The organism is Paraburkholderia sp. JPY419 (genome assembly GCF_050435705.1).
Taxonomy (GTDB): Bacteria; Pseudomonadota; Gammaproteobacteria; order Burkholderiales; family Burkholderiaceae; genus Paraburkholderia; species Paraburkholderia youngii.
Window position 1 is genome coordinate 1,468,828 of sequence record NZ_JBNDKV010000004.1, and the last position, 19,304, is coordinate 1,488,131.

Sequence of the window (19,304 nt, forward strand, 5' to 3'; positions counted from 1 at the left end):
GACGGGGCGGCCGTGCCTGTTCAAGCCGCCCCGCTCGTTCAGCCTTTCATTTCAGCCGTTCGTTCAGCTCTTTTCGTTAGGAATAGCGAACACGAACAGCGTGCCGCCGAGCGCGGTGTACTTCGCGAGATCCTTATAGCCGCCGACCGCGCCCAGACCTTCGGTCGGCTTCTCGAGACCCGCCGCCATGCCGATGCCGGCCCAGCCGCCGATGCCCGAGTACACGCCGACGTACTGCTTGCCCTGATACTCATACGTGAACACGTTGCCGATGATTCCCGACGGCGTCTTGAAGCGCCACAGTTCCTTGCCGTCCGAGATGCGAACCGCCTTCAGGTAGCCCTCCAGCGTGCCGTAGAACGCGATGCCGCCGCCGGTCGCCAGCACTCCCGACCATACCGAGAACCTCTCCGGCTTCGAGTAGATGATCTTGCCCTTGCTCGCGTCCCACGCGATGAAGTTGCCCATCGCGTTGCCCTCGTTCGGGCCCGGATACATCGACAGCGTGGCGCCGACATACGGCTGTCCCGACACGTAGTCGACATCGAACGGCTCGTAGTCCATACAGACGTGGTTGGTCGGCACGAGGAACAAACTCGTCTTCGGATCGAACGCCGCCGGTTGCTGGTCCTTCGAACCGAGTGCCGCCGGGCAGATGCCCTTCACGTTGTGGTCGGACCCGGCCGCCTGCGTCGAGTACGCCGCGTTGCGAATCGGCAGGCCGCTTTGCAGATCGACACGATCGGCCCAGTTCACCGCCGGGTCGTACTTCTGCGCGACCAGCAGTTGTCCGGTTTCGCGGTTCAGCGTGTAGCCGAAGCCGTTACGGTCGAAGTGCACGATCGCGGGCACCTTCTTGCCGTTGATCGTCAGGTCGGACAGGATCATTTCGTTGACGCCGTCATAGTCCCATTCGTCGTGGGGCGTCATCTGGTAGACCCATTTGGCCGTGCCGGTATTCAGGTCGCGCGCGAAGATCGACATCGACCATTTGTTGTCGCCCGGACGTTGCGTCGGGTTCCATGTGCCCGGATTGCCAGTACCGTAGTAAACAAGGTTGAGTTTCGGGTCCCACGCATACCAGCCCCACGTGGTGCCGCCGCCGAGCTTCCACTGATCGCCCTTCCAGGACTTCACCGACGAATCCGCGCCGACCGGCACCATCTGGCCGTTCGAGTACGTCATCGTCTTTTCTGGGTCGAGCAGCATTTCGTTGTCGGGGCCCGTGCTGTACGCAGTCCAGACCGGTTTGCCAGTCTTGATGTCGTACGCGATCAGACGCCCGCGCACGCCGAACTCGCCGCCCGAAATACCGGTCAGCACCTTGTCGCCGAATACGTGCGGCGCGTTGGTGTTGGTTTCACCAGCTTTCGGATTGCCGTTCTGCGCGGTCCACACCACCTCGCCCGTCTTTGCATTCAGCGCGACGAGCTTGGTGTCGGCCTGCTGCAGGAAGATCTTGCCGTCGCCATATGCGAGACCGCGATTGACGGTGTCGCAGCACATCACGGAGACGACCTGTTCATCCTGCTTCGGCTGATACTGCCAGAGGAACGTCTGATCCTTCAGGTTGACTGCAATGACTTTGTTCGGAAACGGGGAGTGGATATACATCGTGTCGCCGATCACGAGCGGCGCGCCTTCATGGCCGCGTAGCACGCCGGTCGACATGGTCCATGCGACCTGCAGTTTGCCGACGTTGTTCTCGTTGATCTGTTTGAGCGGGCTGTAGCGGTGATTCGCATAATCGCCCGCCTGGGCCGCCCAGTTGGAAGGGTTTTTCATCAGTCCGTCGAGCTGCGAATCGGCCTGCGCAGCCAGAGAGCTAAAGGCTGCGGATGCGAGGATCGCGAGCCCAAGAACTACAGTGCGTAAGTTCATGTCTCCTCCAGAATTGTCCTGCTGTTCAACTCACGAATGACCCACGCTACCTCATCGCATCGTGCGCGCCTTCTCGATTGCAGGTAACGATTAACGCGCTATCCCGATTCGATGTCGGGCTTCGCGACGCATGAACGGCCAACGCATATTCCATGCCGGAATAGCGGCAACGCTGCCGCTCTCGCGTGCGGTGGCCCGCCGACCCGGCACGCGCGACCTGTCGCGGCACACGGGCGTTGCACGCCGATGCTTGCACCGCGGTAAGCTGAAGGCGTTGCGTCACGCGATGCGGCACATACTGTGTCACTTGCGTGATACGAATCGTGTCCTTTGCGAATCGTGCACCGCAGCACGGGCCTGTCACTGCAACGAAGCTTCGTTCGGCGAACGATTCGCGCATTCGAGGAGCTAACCGCCATGGCAAACACCGAGCATGTCTATACCGACGAAGAGATCCAGCAACGCCTCGTCGGTCCGCTGCAGCACTGGTATCTGGAAGATGGCTGGCTGCGGCGCAAATACCGCACCGAGGGCTGGAAGGGAACGCTGATGGTGGTCAACGCCGTCGGGCACCTCGCGGAAGCCGCGTGGCATCACCCCGATCTGACGGTCTCGTATGCGTTCGTGATCGTGAAGCTGAAAACGCACACCGCCAAGGGCATCACCGACAAGGACTTCGCGCTCGCGACGAAGATCGAATCGGTGGTCCACTGGCAGCCCGGCCACGAGGAGGGCCCGTTAGAAGGCACGCCGTCCGACGATCAGCGCTTCCGCTATATCAAGTACGACGCGCCGAAAGCCGCGCAAGGCAGTTGACGCGCGCGCCTGCCGCCGGATGAAACAGCGCGTGACACAGTGCGCCTTCGGCGTCACACAGCGTCCATGCAGCGGCGAAACCGGGTGGCGCGCGGCGCGCCCGTTCAGAGGTTGCAGTGGGCCGGATCCGCTGCGGTGGCCGTTGCGCGCGCCTGGTACGGCTTTCGCTTGACGTCGCCGGGCGCACTGTCGCTGGAACCCGCGACGCGATACGACGTGTTGCGCGCACCCCGCGGCCGAACCCGGTTTCGCGCACCCGCAAGGACACCTGAGGACCCTCGAGATGCCGCTTCAGCTCCGCCGCCTGCCGCCACGCGCGCCCATCACGATCGATGCGCCCGCTCGGCTGCATCTGGGCTTTCTCGATCCGAACGCGTCGCTCGGGCGCGCGTTCGGCAGCCTGGGGCTCGTCATCGATACGCACGGCACGCGGATCCAGGCGCGGCTCGCCGAGCGCGAGCAGATCGGCGGGGTGGCGAGCGAGGCCGAGCGCGAACGGATCGCGCTGAGTCTCGCGCGGCTGCAGGCCGCCTACGGGCCGGCGACCCTCGCGATCGACGTGCTGGAGGCGCCACGCGCCCATACTGGCCTCGGTTCCGGCACCCAACTGGCGCTCGCCGTGGGCACCGCGTTCACGCGGCTCGTCGGCCAGCCGGCGACGAGCGCCGAGCTCGCCAGTCTGCTCGGACGCGGCGCGCGCTCGGGCATCGGCATACTCGGCTTCGAGTGCGGCGGCCTGCTGCTCGATGGCGGCCCGCCCGGCGATCTGCGCCAGAGCATGCCGCCGCTGCTGTCGCGCCAGCCGTTTCCGCAGCCGTGGCGCGTGCTGCTCGTCAGCGACAACAGCCGCGAGGGCTTGCACGGCGCCGAGGAACGCAGCGCGCTCGCATCGCTCGCACCGTTTCCGCAGCGGCTCGCTGCACATTTGTGCCATCTGGTGCTGATGCAGATCCTGCCCGGCGCCGCCGAACATAACTTCGCGCCGTTCGCGCACGGCCTCACCGAACTGCAGCAGACCATCGGCGAATACTTCGCGAGCGCGCAAGGCGGCGTGTTCGCGAGTCCCGACGTCGAGCGCGTGCTGCGCGCGGTCGCCGCCGAGCGCACCGCCGGCATCGGCCAGACCTCGTGGGGCCCGACGGGCTTCGCGGTGCTCGCGAACGCGCGCGAGGCCGAGCGCGCGCTCGCGACCGCGCGCGCCGTCGCAAGCGCGCTGCCGCATATCGAATGCAGCGTCGTCGCGGGCCGCAATAGCGGCGCGGCGATCAGCGGCGCCGAGGTGCGCGCGCCGCACATCGACGCCGCATGATGCGCGGCCCCGCTCAGGTCGCCGCTCAGGCCGCCGCTCACCCGACGCGCTGCCACGCGCGGCGCGGCGTTGCCCCGCGCCTTCCCGAGACTGCCACTACAACGAGCCCCTGCCATGTCAGAAACCATTGAAAGGCCCTACATCCTGCACATGTTCACGGCCACGCCGCAGATGAGTCCGTTCGACGTCAATATGGCCGCCGACGCCGGCTACCAGGTCATCGTGCCGTATTGCAACGTCGAAGCCGGCATGGTCGCGAACCTCACGCAGGACGCGATCTTCTCGCGCGGCCCGAAGGGGGTGTCGCGCACCGGCATCTTCATCGGCGGGCGCGACGTGATGCAGGCCGTCGCCATGCTCGACACCGCTCGCCGCGCGATGGTCCCGCCGTTCGAGGTCTCCGTGTTCGCCGATCCGAGCGGTTCGTACACGACCGCGGCCGCGCTCATCGCGCTGGTCGAGCGGCACCTGGGCAAGCAGCACGGCGTGGAACTCGGCGGCAAGCGCGTGCTGATTCTCGGCGGAGCCGGCGCGGTCGGGCGCATCGCGGCGGCGATCGCCGCGTCGCGCGGCGCCGACGTGACGATCGCGAGCCACACCGACCGCAGTCGCGCACTCGCCGCGTCGGCCGAACTGAACGAGCGCTTCGGCATCGTCACCAACGGCATCGGCACCACGACGTCCGACGAGCTGCGCGGCGCCCTCGCCGAAGCGGAAATCGCGATTGCCACCACGGTCGCGGGCGTGCAGGTGGTCGGCCGCGACGACCTCGCGCATGCAAAACGCCTGCTCGTCGCCGCTGACGTCAACGCGGTGCCGCCCGAAGGCATCGCCGGCGTGAACGTGATGAACGATGGCAAGCCGATCGACGGCGTGCCGAACGCGGGCGCGGTCGGCATCGGCGCGCTGGCGATCGGCAACGTCAAGTATCAGGTCGAGCATCGCCTGTTCATGCGCATGCGCACGGGCGGCAAGCCGGTCTACCTCGGCTTCCCGGAAGCCTACGACGAGGCCCGCGCGGTCGCGGCCGGTCTCGGCTGAGAGCGGCCGCCATGAAGCCGCACCGGCCGCTCATGCATGCGCCCATCGTCGCGGTCGTCGGGCAGTCGGCGCGCCTGCTCGCGCAGTCCGCGGCGCGCGCCGGCCTGCATGTCGCCGCGCTCGATATCTTCGGCGACCGCGACACGCGCGAGGCCGCCGAACTGTGGTTCGACATCGGCGGCGGTGATGGCGCGCTCGGGATCGACCGGGCGCGGCTCGTCGATGCGCTTGCGCGCGTCGCGCGGTTGCCAGGATTGCTTGGCTGGATCGGCGGCAGCGGGCTCGAACCTTTGATGCCTGACTTGTGCCGGGAGCCCGGCTTGCCGCGCTTTCTCGGCAACGATGCCAAGGCGATCGCGGCCGTACGCGAGCCGCGGCGTTTCTTCGCGCTGCTCGACGCGTTGCGCATCGGGCATCCGGCTGTGTCGTTCGAGAGGCCCACGACAGCCGAGGGCTGGCTATTCAAGCAGGCGGATGGCTGTGGCGGCACGCATATCCAGCCCGCCGACTCTATCGACTTGACGACCGCCTCCGCGCACGGCTACTTCCAGCGCCTTGGCCAGGGCCGCTCGCTGTCGGCGCTGTTCATCGGCGCGCACGGCCGCGCGCATCTGATCGGTTTCGCCGAGCAACTCACCTGCGCTATCGGCGATCTGCGCTTCGTGCATGCGGGCTCGATCGGGCCGATGGACTTGCCGCCAGCGTTCGTTGCGCTCGTGCAGCAAGCGCTCGACGCGCTATGCGCAAGCACCGGCCTCGTCGGCATCAACAGCTGCGATTTTCTGTCGGACGGCACCTCGTTCGACGTGCTCGAAATCAACCCGCGCCCTTCGTCGACGATGGCGCTCTACGAGACCGCGTCGCCCGATGCGTGGCCAGCCGGCCTGCTCGCCCGCCACCTCGACGCCTGCCGCCACGGCCGCGCGCCGTCGGCCGCGAGCCTCGCGCTCGCCCGCGCGCCGCGTTGGCGCGCCGGCCAGCGGGTGCTGTTCGCGCAGCGGCCGTTCAACGTCTCCGCGGCGTTCTCCGACGCCTGCCTGCGCGATCCGCAATGCGGCGACGTGCCGATGCCGGGCACCCGCATCGACGTCGGGCAGCCGGTCTGCACGCTGCTCGTGCGAGCGGCGTCGACGGACGCGGTGCGCACCGCGCTCGATGCGCAGCACGAACGCGTCGTCCAACGAATCGAAACCTGCGATGAGCCAGACCATGCCTGCCTCCACGCCCATTGAGACATCCCCGCCCACCGCGCCGCCGAGCGTGAATGCGCTGTCAGAGCGCCTCGTCGCCCGGCTCGTCGATCAGGCGGCACATCTCGGCGTCGCGCTCACTCGCACGCCCGCCGGCACCGTGATCGCCGACGCCGGCGTCGACGCACGCGGCAGCCTCGACGCCGGCGTGCTGATCGCGCGCATCTGCATGGGGGGTCTGGGCCGCGTCGCGGTACGCGCGAACTTCGACGCCGCGCCGCTGTGGCCGACGATGCTCGAGGTCAGCACCTCGGCGCCGGTGCTCGCCTGCCTCGGCAGCCAGTACGCAGGCTGGAGCCTGTCGGCGACCAGGGAGCAGACCGGCGGCAAGAAGTTCTTTTCGCTCGGCTCAGGGCCCGCGCGCGCGCTCGCGGTCAAGGAACCGCTATTCGACGAACTCGGCTATCGCGACCGCCACGAACGCGGCGCGCTGGTGCTCGAAGTGGACCGCCTGCCGCCGCAGGTCGTGATCGACAAGGTGCTGCACGACTGCGGCCTCGCGCCCGACCACCTGACGCTGATCGTCACGCCGACACACTCTGTCGCGGGAACGGTACAGGTCGTGGCCCGCGTCGTCGAAGTGGCGCTGCACAAGGTGCACGTGCTCGGCGTGCCGCTCGACGAGATCGTCGCCGGCACGGGCTCGGCGCCGCTGCCGCCGCCCGCGCCCGACGGCATTCAGGCGATGGGCCGCACCAACGACGCGATCCTGTACGGCGGCCGCGTGCATCTGACGGTCCGGCACGACGAGATCGCGCGACGTCTCGCCGACACCCTGCCGTCCACCCATTCGCGCGACTACGGCCGACCGTTCGCGGACGTCTTCACGGCCGTCAACTTCGACTTCTATCAGATCGACCCCGCGCTGTTCGCGCCCGCCGAGGTATGGGTCAGCAGCCTCGAAAGCGGCGCGACCTATCATGGCGGCCAGCTCGACGGCGGCCTGCTGCGCCAACAGTGGGGCGGCGAGCCCGTCGCGCGATGATGATTACAGCGGGCCTGCGCATCGCGATCATGAGCGACGAAACCGGCTGGCACACCGGCCGGCTGAAGAAAGCGTTCCGCGCGCGCGGCGCCGAAGCGCGTTGCGTTGATCTCGCGGATTGCCGCATCGACACCACGTGGCTGCCGCACGGCCTCGTGATCCCGGGCTTCGGCCGCACGCTGCCGGATGCGGTGTTCGTGCGCGGCATCGCCGGCGGCACTTTCGAGCAGGTGACGCTGCGCCTGGGCATCCTGCACGCGCTGCGCGAGTCGGGCGTACCGGTCTACAACGACGCCCGCGCGATCGAGCGCAGCGTCGACAAATCGATGACGAGCTTTCTGCTGCATCGCGCCGGCGTGCCGACACCGGCCACCTGGGCCGGCGAGTCCGCCGCGTTCGCGCAACGCGTCCTGATGCGCGAAGCGGCCGCCGGTCGCCAGGTCGTGCTCAAGCCGCTGTTCGGCTCGCAAGGCCACGGGCTCAAACGGCTCGGCGCGCGCGGCGGGCTGCTCGCGCCGCTGCCGTCGCTCGCGCGTTATCGGCAGGTCGCTTATCTGCAGCGCTTCGTTGCCGGCGCCCGGCCCGGTTTCGACTGGCGCGTGCTCGTGATCGGCGGCAAGGCGGTCGCGGCGATGCGGCGCAGCGGCGGCAAGGGCTGGATTCACAACGTTGCGCAAGGCGCGCGCTGCGAGGCCGACGAACTGACGGTCCCGCTCGCGCAGACCGCCGTTCGCGCCACCGCCGCGCTCGGGCTCGACTACGCGGGCGTGGACCTGATCCCGAATCCCGACGACGCCGCGCTGCCGCTCGTGCTCGAAGTCAACGGCGTGGCCGCATGGCGCGGTTTGCAGTCGGTCGTGCCGCTCGATGTCGCCGCGGCGCTGGTCGACGATCTGCTCGATCGCAAGCTCGCCGCGCAGCGGCGCGCGCATGAGCAAGCCGAGCAAGCCGCTAGCGCCGGGTTGCCCGTGCAGTCTCCGCAGCGCCGGGCTTGAGCGTCATGCCCATCCCTCATGCAATCTCCGTCGAGCATGCGCGCGTAGCCTTCCTCGAAGCCTGCGCGCTCGACGTCACCACGCCGAAACCCGGCAACGTCAGCACCCAAAGCCCCGGCCACGGCATGAACGCGGCGCAGTTCCTCGCCAGCGCGGCCGCATCGCTCGACGCGCTGTTCGCACGAGGCGCCCGCGTCGGACAGCGCATTCTCGACGCGGTCACGCGCACGCGCGCGGCGGTCGGCTGCAATACGAATCTCGGCATCGTGCTGTTGATCGCGCCGCTCGCCGCGGCCCTCGACGAAACCGGCGAACGGCCGCTGACGGCGCCAGCGTGGCGCGCGGCCGTCGGCGACGTGCTGAGCCGGCTCGACGTCGAAGATGCGCGGCTCGCCTATCGTGCGATCGCGCTCGCCAATCCCGGCGGCCTCGGCGACGCGCCCGAGCAATCGGTCCACGCAGCGCCGACGATCGGCCTGCGCGACGCGATGCGACTCGCCAGCGAGCGCGACAGCATCGCGCGGCAGTACGCGAACGGCTTCGCGGACCTGTTCGACACCGGCCTCACCGCCTGCTTCGAAGCCTCGACGCCGGCGTCCGAAGCCGCGCCCGTCGATCCGGGCGAAATCGCGATGCTCAACGTGTTTCTCGCGTTCCTCGCCGGCTGGCCCGACTCTCACATTGTGCGCAAGCACGGCCTCGCGCTGGCGCAGAGTGTCACGCTCGTGGCACGCGAACAGCACGCGCGCTGGCGCCAAACGCGACCCGCCGCGCGCCGCTCGGCAAGCGATCCGCAACTCGATGCTTGGGACGCCGAATTGAAGGCCCGCGCGATCAATCCCGGCACCAGCGCGGACCTCGCGGTGGCCACGCTGTTCGTTGCGCGCTGCGTCGAAGGACGCGGTTAACCCTGAATCGTCTGCACTGAAAACGCGCCGAACGGGCGCGTCAGCATGCCGGGTGCCAGAACTGGCACGGAACCTGTTAGTTAGTACCGCCGTGCAATCCCGCACCGCTCTCGCGATGCTGATCTGGACACGATCGCGGGCGGCGCCTCGTCAGCAGGTCCATACCTACTCATTGGAGGAACAGAATGGCCAAGATCAACCGCGTCATGATCGGGGAGTCGCTAGTCGGCGACGGCAACGAGGTCGCGCATATCGACTTGCTGATCGGACCGCGAGGTTCGGCTGCGGAAACCGCGTTCTGCAACGCGCTCACCAACAACAAGGACGGCTTCACGTCGCTGCTCGCCGTCGTCGCGCCGAATCTCATCACGAAGCCCAATACGATCCTGTTCAACAAGGTGACGATCAAAGGCGCCAAGCAGGCCGTGCAGATGTTCGGCCCAGCGCAGCACGCGGTCGCGCTAGCAGTGGCCGACAGCGTCGAGGACGGCACGATCCCGCAGGAAGAAGCCGACGATCTGTTCCTCTGCGTCGGCGTCTTCATCCACTGGCAGGCGGAGGACGACAAGAAGATCCAGCAGTTCAACTATCAGGCGACGCGCGAGGCGATCAAGCGCGCGGTCAGCGGCGAGCCGAGCGCGGCTGAAGTAGTATCCAAGAAGGGCACCGTCGCGCATCCGTTCGCGCCGAACTGACGGTGCATGGCAGCGCAGGAGACGCGGCGCCGCTCGCGGCCCCGCCTCCTCGCGCATCCCGTCGCCTCGCGGCCGCAAGGCATGGCCCTCGCGCAGCGGTTCGCGAAGCGGGTTCAATGCTCTCGCAGAGGCATTCAATGACTAACAGATGTCGCGCGCTTCTCGCCTTTACCTCGCTCATGCTCGCCGCGCCGCTCGCGTGGGCGAGCGGCTACAACTATCCGACCGAGGGCCGCGTCGAATACGTGCTCAGTTGCATGGACGATAACGGCCACGATTTCGCGAACGTCTACAAGTGCTCGTGCGTGATCGACAAGATGGCCGCGTCGTTGCCGTACGACGAATTCGTCGACCAGTCGACCTTCTCGAAGTACGCGACGCTCGGCGGCGAAGGCGGCGCGGAATTCCGCGTCGATCACGCCAAGGCTCAAACCAGGAAATTCCGCGCGCTGCAAACGAGCGCGTATCAGGCGTGCGGACTCGGTCCGCAGAAAACGTCGACCGTGGCGAAATGACGACGGTTCGAGGCGCGCCGGGCGTCCGGCGCGCCCCGCTCTCCCCGTCAATTCGGCACCAGCCCCGCGCCCAGCGACGCGTAACACGCGAGACCCACGGCGGCCGCCGGGCCATCGCCGCGACGCCGCTCGATCTGCACGCCGACGGCCGCGAGGTCGGCGAACTTGGCAGGCTTCGCGAGTGACACCCGCACCCAGTGCGCGCCGAAGTCGGCAATCAACAGTTGCGCGATCGTCTCGGCGAGCGCCTCCAGCAGCCGCACGCGATGCGACGCGAATAGCTCGAGCAGCGCCTCGCGCACGGCCGCATAGTTGACCGTATCTTCGATCCGGTCCGTCGCGCACGCGCGGATCGCGGGTACGCCGATCGCCAGATTCACGCGCACCGGTTGCGCAACATGCAACTCGCTGCTGTCGATACCGATGACCGTCTGGCCGATGAAGTTCTCGATGAAGACGATGTCGAGGCGCTCGGGCAACGCGCCGGCTTGCGAACCGGGATTGGCGCCGAGGCTGGAAAATGCGGCAAGGCGAACAGTATCGATACGATCCATGATGGTCTCCGCCGCGGCGCGGCTCAAGATTGAACAGCCTGTGATGAAGAGCGAACGATGCAACAGTAGAACAACAGAACTGAGCGACGCGCGGCACACTCTGTGTCGAAGCTGCGACAGGCATGCAACCTGCAAAACGTTTAACGCATCGCGCATCGAGAAAAGCAAATTCCGGGCACGGTGAGGTAAACCCACAGTCACTTTCTGTTGAACCTGTCTTGCATCGAGCGTACAGTTTTAAATACCCGCCTCGTAGCAGGGCCGGTCGCGAGGGAGCAGGCGGACCCAGAACCCGCCGCACCAAGGGCAGACAGGCTTGATAAAGCGGCATTCGCAGCGTGCAATGCAGTCACGCTTGCGAAATGACGCAACGGAGACGAATCCCATGTCGTTGCTCGCTGACAGCAGTACGCACGTCCGGGAAGTTCTGAACGTGGTCAACCATCAGTTGACCACGCGCCCGACAAGCGAACCGGTGGCTCAGTCGTGGACGCGCTGCATCAACGAATTCCAGCTGGACCCCGCGCGTTTCGTGCCGCCGCCGGTGCTCACCGAATACGAACTCAGCGCGCGCCGTGAGGCGCTCGGCGATCTGATCGCGTGTTCGAAACTCGAGATGACGACGCTCTATCAGCAGCTCGCCGATCCCGAGCTCGCGGTCGTGCTCGTCGATTCCGGCGGCGTGATCGTGCATCAGGTGTCGTCCGTGCCGTTCGCCGAGGCGGTCGCCGTCGACGGCTTTCGCGTCGGCGCGCTGTGGAGCGAACGCGAAGCCGGCACCAACGGCATGGGCACCTGTCTCGCGGAGCGCGACTGCATCGCCGTCTGTCAGCACGAGCATTTCTATCCGCGCTATACGTCGCTCACGTGCTCGGCCGCGCCGATCTTCGACGACGGCGGCGAAATCGCCGGCGTGCTCGACGTCACCAGCCGCTCGAAGCTGCTGCAGCAGCACTCGCTGGTACTGGTCGGCATGTCGCGGCAGATGATCGAAAACCGTCTGCTCGATGCGCGCTACCGGCACGCCAACATGATTCATTTCCACAGCCGCCCGGAATTCGTCGGCACGCTGCACGGCGGCAAGCTCGCGGTCGGCGACGACAGCACGGTGCTCGCCGCGAACCGCAGCGCGCTGTTCCAGCTCGGCTTCCGCTCGCTCGCCGAGCTGCGCGGCCGGCGTATCGAGGAAGCGTTCAACGCGTCGCTCGAAGACATGATCGCGCGCAGCATTCGCGGCTCGTTCCATCCTGTCACCGTCTACAGCGCGAATGCGACGAACCGCTTTTTCCTCGTCGCGCAGACGCCGCAGAACGGCAGCGGGCGCGTGACGCGGGTGATCGTCACCGACTCTGCGATCCGCAGCAGCGCCCCGGAAAAACACGAGAAGCACGACAAGCACGCGCCGGTGCCGAAGCTCGACGAGATCGCGCACCTCGAATTCGGCGACCCGCGCATGGCCTCGCAGATCCAGCTGGCCGCGCGCGTGATCCAGCGCAAGATTCCGATCGTGCTGCGCGGCCAGACCGGCACCGGCAAGGAAGTCTTCGCGCAGGCGCTGCACAGCATCAGCCCGCACGCCGACGGTCCGTTCGTGCCGGTGAACTGCGCGTCGCTGCCGGAGAACCTGATCGAGAGCGAGCTGTTCGGCTATCGCGCCGGTGCATTTACCGGCGCGCAGCGCGAAGGTCGGCGCGGCAAGATCGTGCAGGCCAACGGCGGCACGCTGTTCCTCGACGAGATCGGCGACATGCCGCTCGTGCTGCAGGCGCGCCTGCTGCGCGTGATCGAGGAACACGAGGTCACGCCGCTCGGCGCCGAGACCACCGTCAAGGTCAATTTCCAGCTGATCAGCGCGAGCCACCGCAATCTGATGGAACTCGTGCAGAGCGGCCAGTTCCGCGAGGACCTGTACTACCGGCTCAAGGGCGTCGAGCTGAATCTGCCGGCGCTGCGCGAGCGCGTCGACAAGCTGCCGCTGATCCATCATCTGCTCGCCAACGAAACCGACGATCCGCCCGATCTGACGCCGGAAGCCGAACACGCGCTGCTCACCTACGCGTGGCCCGGCAACATCCGTCAGCTGCGTCACGTGTTGCAGATGGCCATTGCGCTGTCCGACGGCGAGCCGATCGGCTGCGAGCATCTGCCGCCCGAGGTCACGCAACGCACGTCGGCGGTCGATCTGCCGACCGCACTGCGCCTCGCAAACGCGGACATGGACGGGCAGCTCGCCGACGAAGCGGACATTTCTTCGCTGAACGCGATCCAGCTGAACGAGCGCGAGACGGTGCTGTCGCTGCTCGACGAGCATCGCTGGAACGTCAGCAACGTCGCGAAGGCGCTCGGCATCAGCCGCAACACGCTGTACCGCAAGATGCGCCGGCTGCATATCCGGCTGTCGCACGAAGGCTCGCCGCCGGACGGCATGCCGCTCGATCTCGACGCATGACCCAGTCGTCCCCCAACGAGTCAGCGCCCAAGGCCGCCCGCGATCTCACCGACTTCAAGCCGGATGCGCGCTTCGCGTGGTGCGTGACCGGCTCCGGTCATATGCTCGAAGAATCGATCGCGCTTGCGCGGCGCTTGCCGCGCGTCGATCTGTTTCTGTCCGCGGCGGCCGAGGAAGTGCTGCCGCTGTACGGCTGGCCGCTCGACAAGCTGCGCGAACACTTCCGCGTGCTGCGCGACAACAGCGCGAGCGGCGTGCCGGTCGGCATGCTGTATCACGGCGTCTATCACACGGTCGTGATCGCGCCGGCCACCAGCAACACGGTCGCCAAATGCGCTTACGGCATCTCCGATACGCTGCCGACCAACATGTACGCGCAGGCCGGCAAGCAATGCATCCCCGGCATCGTCTTTGCGTGCGACACCGAACCGAGCGTGATCACGCATAGCCCGGACGAATGGGTCGAACTGCGGCCACGGGCGATCGAGCTCGACAACGTCGAGCGTCTGGCACGTTTCGAATACACGACGCTCGCGCGCTCGCTCGACGAACTCGAAGCGGCACTCGCCCAACGCCTCGCGACCCTCGATCTCGCATGGACCACATCCTCTTCCTGACCGGCCGGCTTGCCGAACCGAGCCTGCGGCGCGTGCTCGACGGCATGGCGCCGGCGCCGTTCAGTTGGGAGGTGCGCGAAATCGGCCTGCAGGTCGCCGCGTTGATGACCGCCGACATGATCCAGCGCCGCGTGCCCACGCCGCTTGCCGCGCAGCGCGTGATCGTGCCGGGCCGCTGCCGCGGCGATCTCGACTCGCTGAGCGCGCACTACGGCGTGCCGTTCGAACGCGGCCCCGAGGAGGTCAAGGACTTGCCGCAGTTTTTCGGCCACAAGGCGAAGCCGTTCGATCTGAGCCGCTACGACACGGAGATTTTCGCGGAGATCGTCGATGCGCCGCGGCTCGACCTCGACGGCATCGCGGCAAGGGCGCGCGAGTATGCGGCCCAGGGGGCGGACGTGATCGACATCGGCTGTCTGCCGGACACGCCGTTTCCGCATCTCGAAGACGCGGTGCGGCGCCTGAAGGCCGAAGGCTATCGCGTCAGCGTCGATTCGATGCGCAACGACGAACTGCTGCGCGGCGGCCGCGCGGGCGCCGACTATCTGATGAGCCTGAACGTCGATACGCTGTGGATCGCCGACGAAGTGCCGTCGACGCCGATCCTCGTCGCGCGCGAACCCGCTGACCCAGCCTCGCTCGACGCCGCGATCGACGCGCTAAGCGCGCGCGGCCGCGCGTTTCTCGCCGATCCGATTCTCGATCCGATTCCGTTCGGACTGGCCACGTCGATCGCACGCTACGTGCGCTTGCGCGAGCGCTATCCCGACATCGCGATCATGATGGGCATCGGCAACGTGACCGAGTTGACCGAGGCCGACACGAGCGGCATCAATGCGGTGCTGCTCGGCATGGGGTCCGAATTGCGCGTTAGCGCGGTGCTGACGACGTCGGTGAGTCTGCATGCGCGGCGCGCGCTGCGCGAAGCCGATGTTGCACGCCGCGTGATGCATGCCGCGCGCGATGCGCAAGTGCTGCCGAAGGGCATCAGCAGCGAACTCGCGACGGTCCACGCGAAACGGCCGTTTCCGTACAGCGCCGAAGAAATCGACGAATTCGCGCGCGCCGTGCGTGATCCGAATTTCCGCGTGCAAATCAGCGCCGACGGCATTCACGTGTACAACCGCGACGGCCATCGACGCGGCGACGATCCGTTCGCGCTGTACCCGCAGCTGAACCTCGAAACCGACGGCGCCCACGCGTTCTATATGGGCGTGCAGCTTGCCCGCGCGGAAATCGCGTGGCGGCTCGGCAAGCGCTTCCATCAGGACCAGCCGCTCGACTGGGGCTGCGCGAGCGACCGGCCGGAAGAAGATCTCAGCGTCTGGTGCGGGCCGGGCGAGACGATGAAAAAGCGCTGAACCCGCCGCGCCGTCACTGTATGGCCGCTACGCTCGTGGGCTCGTCGACAGTAGCCAGTTCGCCGCGCATGCCGCGAATCGCCTGCGCGCGATCGCTCGCGCCGAACACGGCCGATCCCGCGACGAACACATCGGCGCCCGCCGTGGCGACACGCGCGATGTTCGACACCTTCACGCCGCCGTCCACTTCGATCAGCAACGGCCGGCCGGTGCGCTGCATCGTCGTATCGACGCGCTCGCGCAGCAGCCGCAGCTTATCGAGCGTTTCGGCAATGAACGCCTGGCCGCCGAAGCCCGGATTCACCGACATCACCAGCACGACGTCGAGCATCTCCAGCACATGATCGAGCACCGTGAGCGGCGTCGCCGGATTCAACGCGAGCCCGGCGCGCGCACCGTGCGAGCGGATCAGTTCGATGGTCCGATGCACGTGCAGCGTCGCCTCCGGATGAAAGCTGATCAGGTTCGCGCCGGCCTCGGCAAACGCCGACACCAGCGGATCGACCGGCGTGGTCATCAGATGCACGTCGAACGGCAGCGACGTGTACGGCCGGATCGCCGAGCACACGAGCGGCCCTACGGTCAGGTTCGGCACATAGTGGTTGTCCATCACGTCCAGATGAATCCAGTCCGCGCCGGCCGCCGTCACGTCGCGAATCTCGTCGGCGAGGCGGGCAAAATCCGCCGACAGCAGCGACGGAGCAATCAGGAATTCGCGCATTGCGTTCTCCGTACCAGTGGCCTCAGTGATAGCGGCTCGCCATCGTGTCGAGCGGCAGCGGCTTGATGCGCGCCGCCTGCCCCGCGCAACCGAACGCTTCGAAACGCTCGATGCAGATCGCGCTAGCCGCGGCGGTGGCCGCCTTCAGGGCCGCGCGCGGATCGAATTCCGAGCGCGCATTGGCGAGCGACTTGCGCATCGCGCCGCTCATCGCGAGACGGATGTCGGTGTCGATATTGACCTTGCGCACGCCGTGCGCGATGCCGCGGCGGATTTCGTCGACGGGCACGCCGTAGGTGGTCGGAATCTCGCCGCCGTACTCGCGGATCACCGCGAGCCATTCCTGCGGCACCGACGACGAACCGTGCATCACCAGATGCGTGTCCGGAATCCGCGAATGAATGGAGGCGATCCGGTCGATCGCGAGGATGTCGCCGGTCGGCTCGCGACTGAACTTGTACGCACCGTGCGAAGTGCCGATCGCGATCGCGAGCGCATCGACACCGGTCGCATCGACGAAGCGCCGCGCTTCGTCGGGGTCGGTCAGCAGGTGCTCGCGCGTCAGCTTGCCTTCTGCGCCGACGCCGTCCTCTTCACCCGCGGTGCCCGTTTCGAGCGAGCCGAGACAGCCCAACTCACCCTCCACCGACACGCCGACCGCATGCGCGGCGTCCACCACCCGGCGGCTCACCTCGACGTTGTAGTTATACGCGGCCGGCGTTTTCTGGTCGGGCAATAGCGAGCCGTCCATCATCACCGAGGTGAAGCCCGAGCGGATCGCCTGCTGGCACACCGCCGGGCTCGCGCCGTGATCCTGATGCAGCACGAGCGGAATGTCCGGGTGCGCCTCGAGCGCGGCGAGCACCAGATGGCGAAGATACGGCTCGCCCGCGTACTTGCGGGCGCCGGCCGACGCCTGCAGGATCACCGGGCTATCGGTCGCCTCGGCCGCGCGCATGATCGCGTGAATCTGCTCCATGTTGTTGACGTTGAACGCGGGCACGCCGTAGTCGTGTTCGGCCGCGTGATCCAGCAGTTGCCGCAGGGTGATGAAGGCCATTGCGTGCTCCTCGATATGAAATGAAATCTTGTCGAGCGGCGTGCTCAACGCGCACCGTCCGCGACGCGTCGCGTCGGGTGCGCTTCGAAAAACGTCAGGCGCGCGAGCGTCGGTCGATCAGTTGCAGGATCATCGGCGTGAAGATCAGCTGCATCGCGAGTCCCATCTTGCCGCCCGGCACGACGATCACGTTCGGGCGCGACATGAACGAGTCGTGCAGCATCGTCAGCAGATACTGGAAGTCGATGCCCTTCGGCCGCGCGAAGCGGATCACCACGAAGCTCTCGTCCGGCTGCGGGATCTCGCGGGCGGTGAACGGATTCGACGTGTCCACGGTCGGCACGCGCTGGAAGTTCACATGCGTGCGCGAAAACTGCGGGCAGATGTAGTTCACGTAGTCGGGCATACGGCGCAGGATCGTGTCCACCACCGCTTCGTGCGTGTAGCCGCGCATCGTCTGGTCGCGGTGCAGCTTCTGGATCCATTCGAGATTGATGATCGGCACGACGCCGATCAGCAGATCCGCATGCCGCGCGATGTTGACCTTGTCGGTCACCGCCGCGCCATGCAGCCCTTCGTAGAACATCAGGTCGGTATTGGCCGCGACGTCCTCCCACGGCGTGAAGGTGCCGCCGTCCTGCTTGTACAACTGCGCTTCGGCCGCGTCGTGCACGTAGTGGCGAAACTGCCCGCTGCCGTTTTCGCCGTAGCGCGTGAAGAGCGTTTCGAGTTCTTCGAGCAGATTCGCTTCCGGCCCGAAGTGGCTGAAATTCGGCACGCCGTCGCGTTCGCGCTCCTGCATCGCCGCGCGCATGCCGTTGCGGTCGTAGCGATGGAACGCGTCGCCTTCGACGATCTGCGCATTGATGTGCTCGCGTCTGAAGATATGCGTGAAACTCTTCATGACGGTGGTGGTGCCCGCGCCGCTCGAGCCGGTCACCGCGATGATCGGATGTTTGACTGACATGCGCTTGTCTCCGGATGACTGTGTTTCTGGTGCGGTGCGCTGTACGTCTGTGCGCTCAGTCGCCGATCACGCCGTGAAATCCGGCAGGAACAGCGAGCGCGTGCCGAACAGCGGCGACGAGAACGGCTTGTCCTCGCCGCGGTCGTATTCGCCGTGATAGCGCGCAATGCGCTCCACCTCGCTCTTCGAGCCGAGAATCACCGGCACGCGGCCATGCAGCGCGCGCGGCGCGAGCTCGAGAATGCGCTCGCGTCCGGTGGTCGCGAGGCCGCCCGCCTGCTCGACCAGAAAGCTCATCGGGTTCGCCTCGTAGAGCAGGCGCAGGCGCCCTTCCATCGCCGGCGTTTTCGAGTCGCGCGGATACATGAACACCCCGCCGCGCATCAGGATGCGATGCACTTCCGCGACCATCGACGCGATCCAGCGCATGTTGAAGTCGCGCGCGCGGCAGCCGCTGCGGCCGTCCTTGCACTCCTGCACGTAGCGGCGCACGGGCGGCTCCCAGAAGCGCTCGTTCGATGCGTTGATTGCGAACTCGCCGGTCTCTTCCGGAATCCGGATGTTCGAGTGCGTGAGCACGAAGTTGCCGATGTCGCGCTCCAGCGTGAAGCCATGCGTGCCGTTGCCGACCGACAGCACCAGCATCGTCGAGGGTCCATACACGGCATAGCCGGCCGCCACCTGTTCGCAGCCCGGCCGCAGGAACGCGGCTTCGCTGCTTGCATCCTCCGCGGGGTCGCGCGTGCGCAGCACCGAGAAGATCGAGCCGACCACGCCGTTGATGTCTATATTCGACGAGCCGTCGAGCGGATCGAACGCAAGCAGATACTCGCCACGCGGATACTCGGGCGGAATCGGGTACACGTGCTCCATTTCCTCCGACACCATCGCGGCCAGCAAGCCGTCCCACTCGCATTGCTGCACGAAAATCTCGTTGGTGGAGACGTCGAGCTTCTTCTGCTCCTCGCCATGCGTGTTGAGCGTTTGCGCGGACCCGTAGTTGCCGCCTAGCGCTCCCTTGGTCAGCATCGCCGAAATCGATTTGATGGCGGCCGCCACGTCGATGAGCAGCGCGGAGAGTCCCGCCGTGTCCCGCATGTCGTGCGTACACGGCGGGCGATCGAGCGTGTCGATCAGGAACTTCGAAAGTGTCGTGCGTCCGTCCTGCATGGCGTTCTCC

At 66.9% G+C, this 19,304-nt stretch carries 18 protein-coding genes; 12 read left to right on the forward strand and 6 right to left on the reverse strand.

What is annotated here, in order from left to right:
* Nucleotides 1-63: 63 nt before the first annotated feature.
* Nucleotides 64-1,881, reverse strand: a complete 1,818-nt coding sequence (locus tag QFZ91_RS35280) for a methanol/ethanol family PQQ-dependent dehydrogenase (RefSeq protein ID WP_176107519.1) — start codon at nt 1,879-1,881, stop codon at nt 64-66.
* 417 nt (nt 1,882-2,298) lie between these two features.
* Between QFZ91_RS35280 and QFZ91_RS35285 the strand changes: the two genes are divergently transcribed.
* The 9 genes from QFZ91_RS35285 to QFZ91_RS35325 all read left to right on the forward strand — a co-directional run bounded on the left by QFZ91_RS35285 (nt 2,299) and on the right by QFZ91_RS35325 (nt 10,395).
* A complete protein-coding gene (locus QFZ91_RS35285; RefSeq protein WP_429570077.1) occupies nt 2,299-2,697 on the forward strand; it encodes a 4a-hydroxytetrahydrobiopterin dehydratase in 399 nt (132 codons plus the stop codon).
* Nucleotides 2,698-2,980: 283 nt separating this feature from the next.
* Nucleotides 2,981-4,006 (forward strand): beta-ribofuranosylaminobenzene 5'-phosphate synthase family protein, encoded by a 1,026-nt coding sequence (locus QFZ91_RS35290; RefSeq protein ID WP_429570078.1) that lies wholly within the window; start codon nt 2,981-2,983, stop codon nt 4,004-4,006.
* Nucleotides 4,007-4,120: 114 nt separating this feature from the next.
* Nucleotides 4,121-5,047 carry an NAD(P)-dependent methylenetetrahydromethanopterin dehydrogenase gene (locus QFZ91_RS35295; protein WP_429570079.1) on the forward strand — a complete coding sequence of 309 codons (927 nt, stop codon included), beginning with the start codon at nt 4,121-4,123 and terminating at the stop codon, nt 5,045-5,047.
* A gap of 11 nt (nt 5,048-5,058) precedes the next feature.
* Complete coding sequence (locus QFZ91_RS35300) at nt 5,059-6,279, forward strand: ATP-grasp domain-containing protein (RefSeq protein ID WP_429570080.1); 1,221 nt, start codon at nt 5,059-5,061, stop codon at nt 6,277-6,279.
* The gene (gene mch, locus QFZ91_RS35305; protein ID WP_429570081.1) at nt 6,245-7,282 is read left to right on the forward strand and encodes a methenyltetrahydromethanopterin cyclohydrolase; all 1,038 of its coding nucleotides are present in this window, start codon (nt 6,245-6,247) and stop codon (nt 7,280-7,282) included. Before QFZ91_RS35300 ends, mch begins: the two co-directional genes overlap by 35 nt.
* Nucleotides 7,279-8,277 carry an ATP-grasp domain-containing protein gene (locus tag QFZ91_RS35310; protein ID WP_429522940.1) on the forward strand — a complete coding sequence of 333 codons (999 nt, stop codon included), beginning with the start codon at nt 7,279-7,281 and terminating at the stop codon, nt 8,275-8,277. Before mch ends, QFZ91_RS35310 begins: the two co-directional genes overlap by 4 nt.
* A gap of 5 nt (nt 8,278-8,282) precedes the next feature.
* Complete coding sequence (locus QFZ91_RS35315) at nt 8,283-9,185, forward strand: triphosphoribosyl-dephospho-CoA synthase (RefSeq protein ID WP_429570082.1); 903 nt, start codon at nt 8,283-8,285, stop codon at nt 9,183-9,185.
* Nucleotides 9,186-9,370: 185 nt separating this feature from the next.
* Nucleotides 9,371-9,880 (forward strand): formaldehyde-activating enzyme, encoded by a 510-nt coding sequence (gene fae, locus QFZ91_RS35320; RefSeq protein ID WP_176107508.1) that lies wholly within the window; start codon nt 9,371-9,373, stop codon nt 9,878-9,880.
* A gap of 137 nt (nt 9,881-10,017) precedes the next feature.
* A complete protein-coding gene (locus tag QFZ91_RS35325) occupies nt 10,018-10,395 on the forward strand; it encodes a hypothetical protein (protein ID WP_368586122.1) in 378 nt (125 codons plus the stop codon).
* 47 nt (nt 10,396-10,442) lie between these two features.
* Here QFZ91_RS35325 and QFZ91_RS35330 read toward each other — a convergent pair whose 3' ends face one another.
* Nucleotides 10,443-10,949, reverse strand: a complete 507-nt coding sequence (locus QFZ91_RS35330) for a dihydroneopterin aldolase (RefSeq protein ID WP_176107505.1) — start codon at nt 10,947-10,949, stop codon at nt 10,443-10,445.
* A gap of 385 nt (nt 10,950-11,334) precedes the next feature.
* Here QFZ91_RS35330 and QFZ91_RS35335 point away from each other — a divergent pair, with 385 nt between their 5' ends.
* Genes QFZ91_RS35335 through QFZ91_RS35345 form a run of 3 tightly spaced genes read left to right on the forward strand, consistent with a single transcriptional unit; the run spans nt 11,335 to nt 15,376 of the window.
* Entirely contained in the window at nt 11,335-13,398 is a 2,064-nt protein-coding gene (locus QFZ91_RS35335; RefSeq protein ID WP_176379700.1) for a sigma-54-dependent Fis family transcriptional regulator, read from the forward strand.
* A complete protein-coding gene (locus tag QFZ91_RS35340) occupies nt 13,395-14,015 on the forward strand; it encodes a flavoprotein (RefSeq protein ID WP_429570083.1) in 621 nt (206 codons plus the stop codon). The genes QFZ91_RS35335 and QFZ91_RS35340 overlap by 4 nt, the downstream gene beginning before the upstream one ends.
* Nucleotides 13,994-15,376, forward strand: a complete 1,383-nt coding sequence (locus QFZ91_RS35345; protein ID WP_429570084.1) for a DUF6513 domain-containing protein — start codon at nt 13,994-13,996, stop codon at nt 15,374-15,376. Before QFZ91_RS35340 ends, QFZ91_RS35345 begins: the two co-directional genes overlap by 22 nt.
* Nucleotides 15,377-15,389: 13 nt before the next feature.
* Here QFZ91_RS35345 and rpe read toward each other — a convergent pair whose 3' ends face one another.
* The 4 genes from rpe to QFZ91_RS35365 form a co-directional block, all read right to left on the reverse strand.
* Complete coding sequence (gene rpe, locus QFZ91_RS35350; RefSeq protein ID WP_429570085.1) at nt 15,390-16,097, reverse strand: ribulose-phosphate 3-epimerase; 708 nt, start codon at nt 16,095-16,097, stop codon at nt 15,390-15,392.
* A gap of 22 nt (nt 16,098-16,119) precedes the next feature.
* Nucleotides 16,120-17,157, reverse strand: a complete 1,038-nt coding sequence (fba, locus tag QFZ91_RS35355) for a class II fructose-bisphosphate aldolase (RefSeq protein ID WP_429570086.1) — start codon at nt 17,155-17,157, stop codon at nt 16,120-16,122.
* A gap of 94 nt (nt 17,158-17,251) precedes the next feature.
* The gene (locus tag QFZ91_RS35360) at nt 17,252-18,124 is read right to left on the reverse strand and encodes a phosphoribulokinase (protein WP_176107493.1); all 873 of its coding nucleotides are present in this window, start codon (nt 18,122-18,124) and stop codon (nt 17,252-17,254) included.
* 66 nt (nt 18,125-18,190) lie between these two features.
* A complete protein-coding gene (locus QFZ91_RS35365; protein WP_429570087.1) occupies nt 18,191-19,294 on the reverse strand; it encodes a class 1 fructose-bisphosphatase in 1,104 nt (367 codons plus the stop codon).
* Nucleotides 19,295-19,304: the final 10 nt, after the last annotated feature.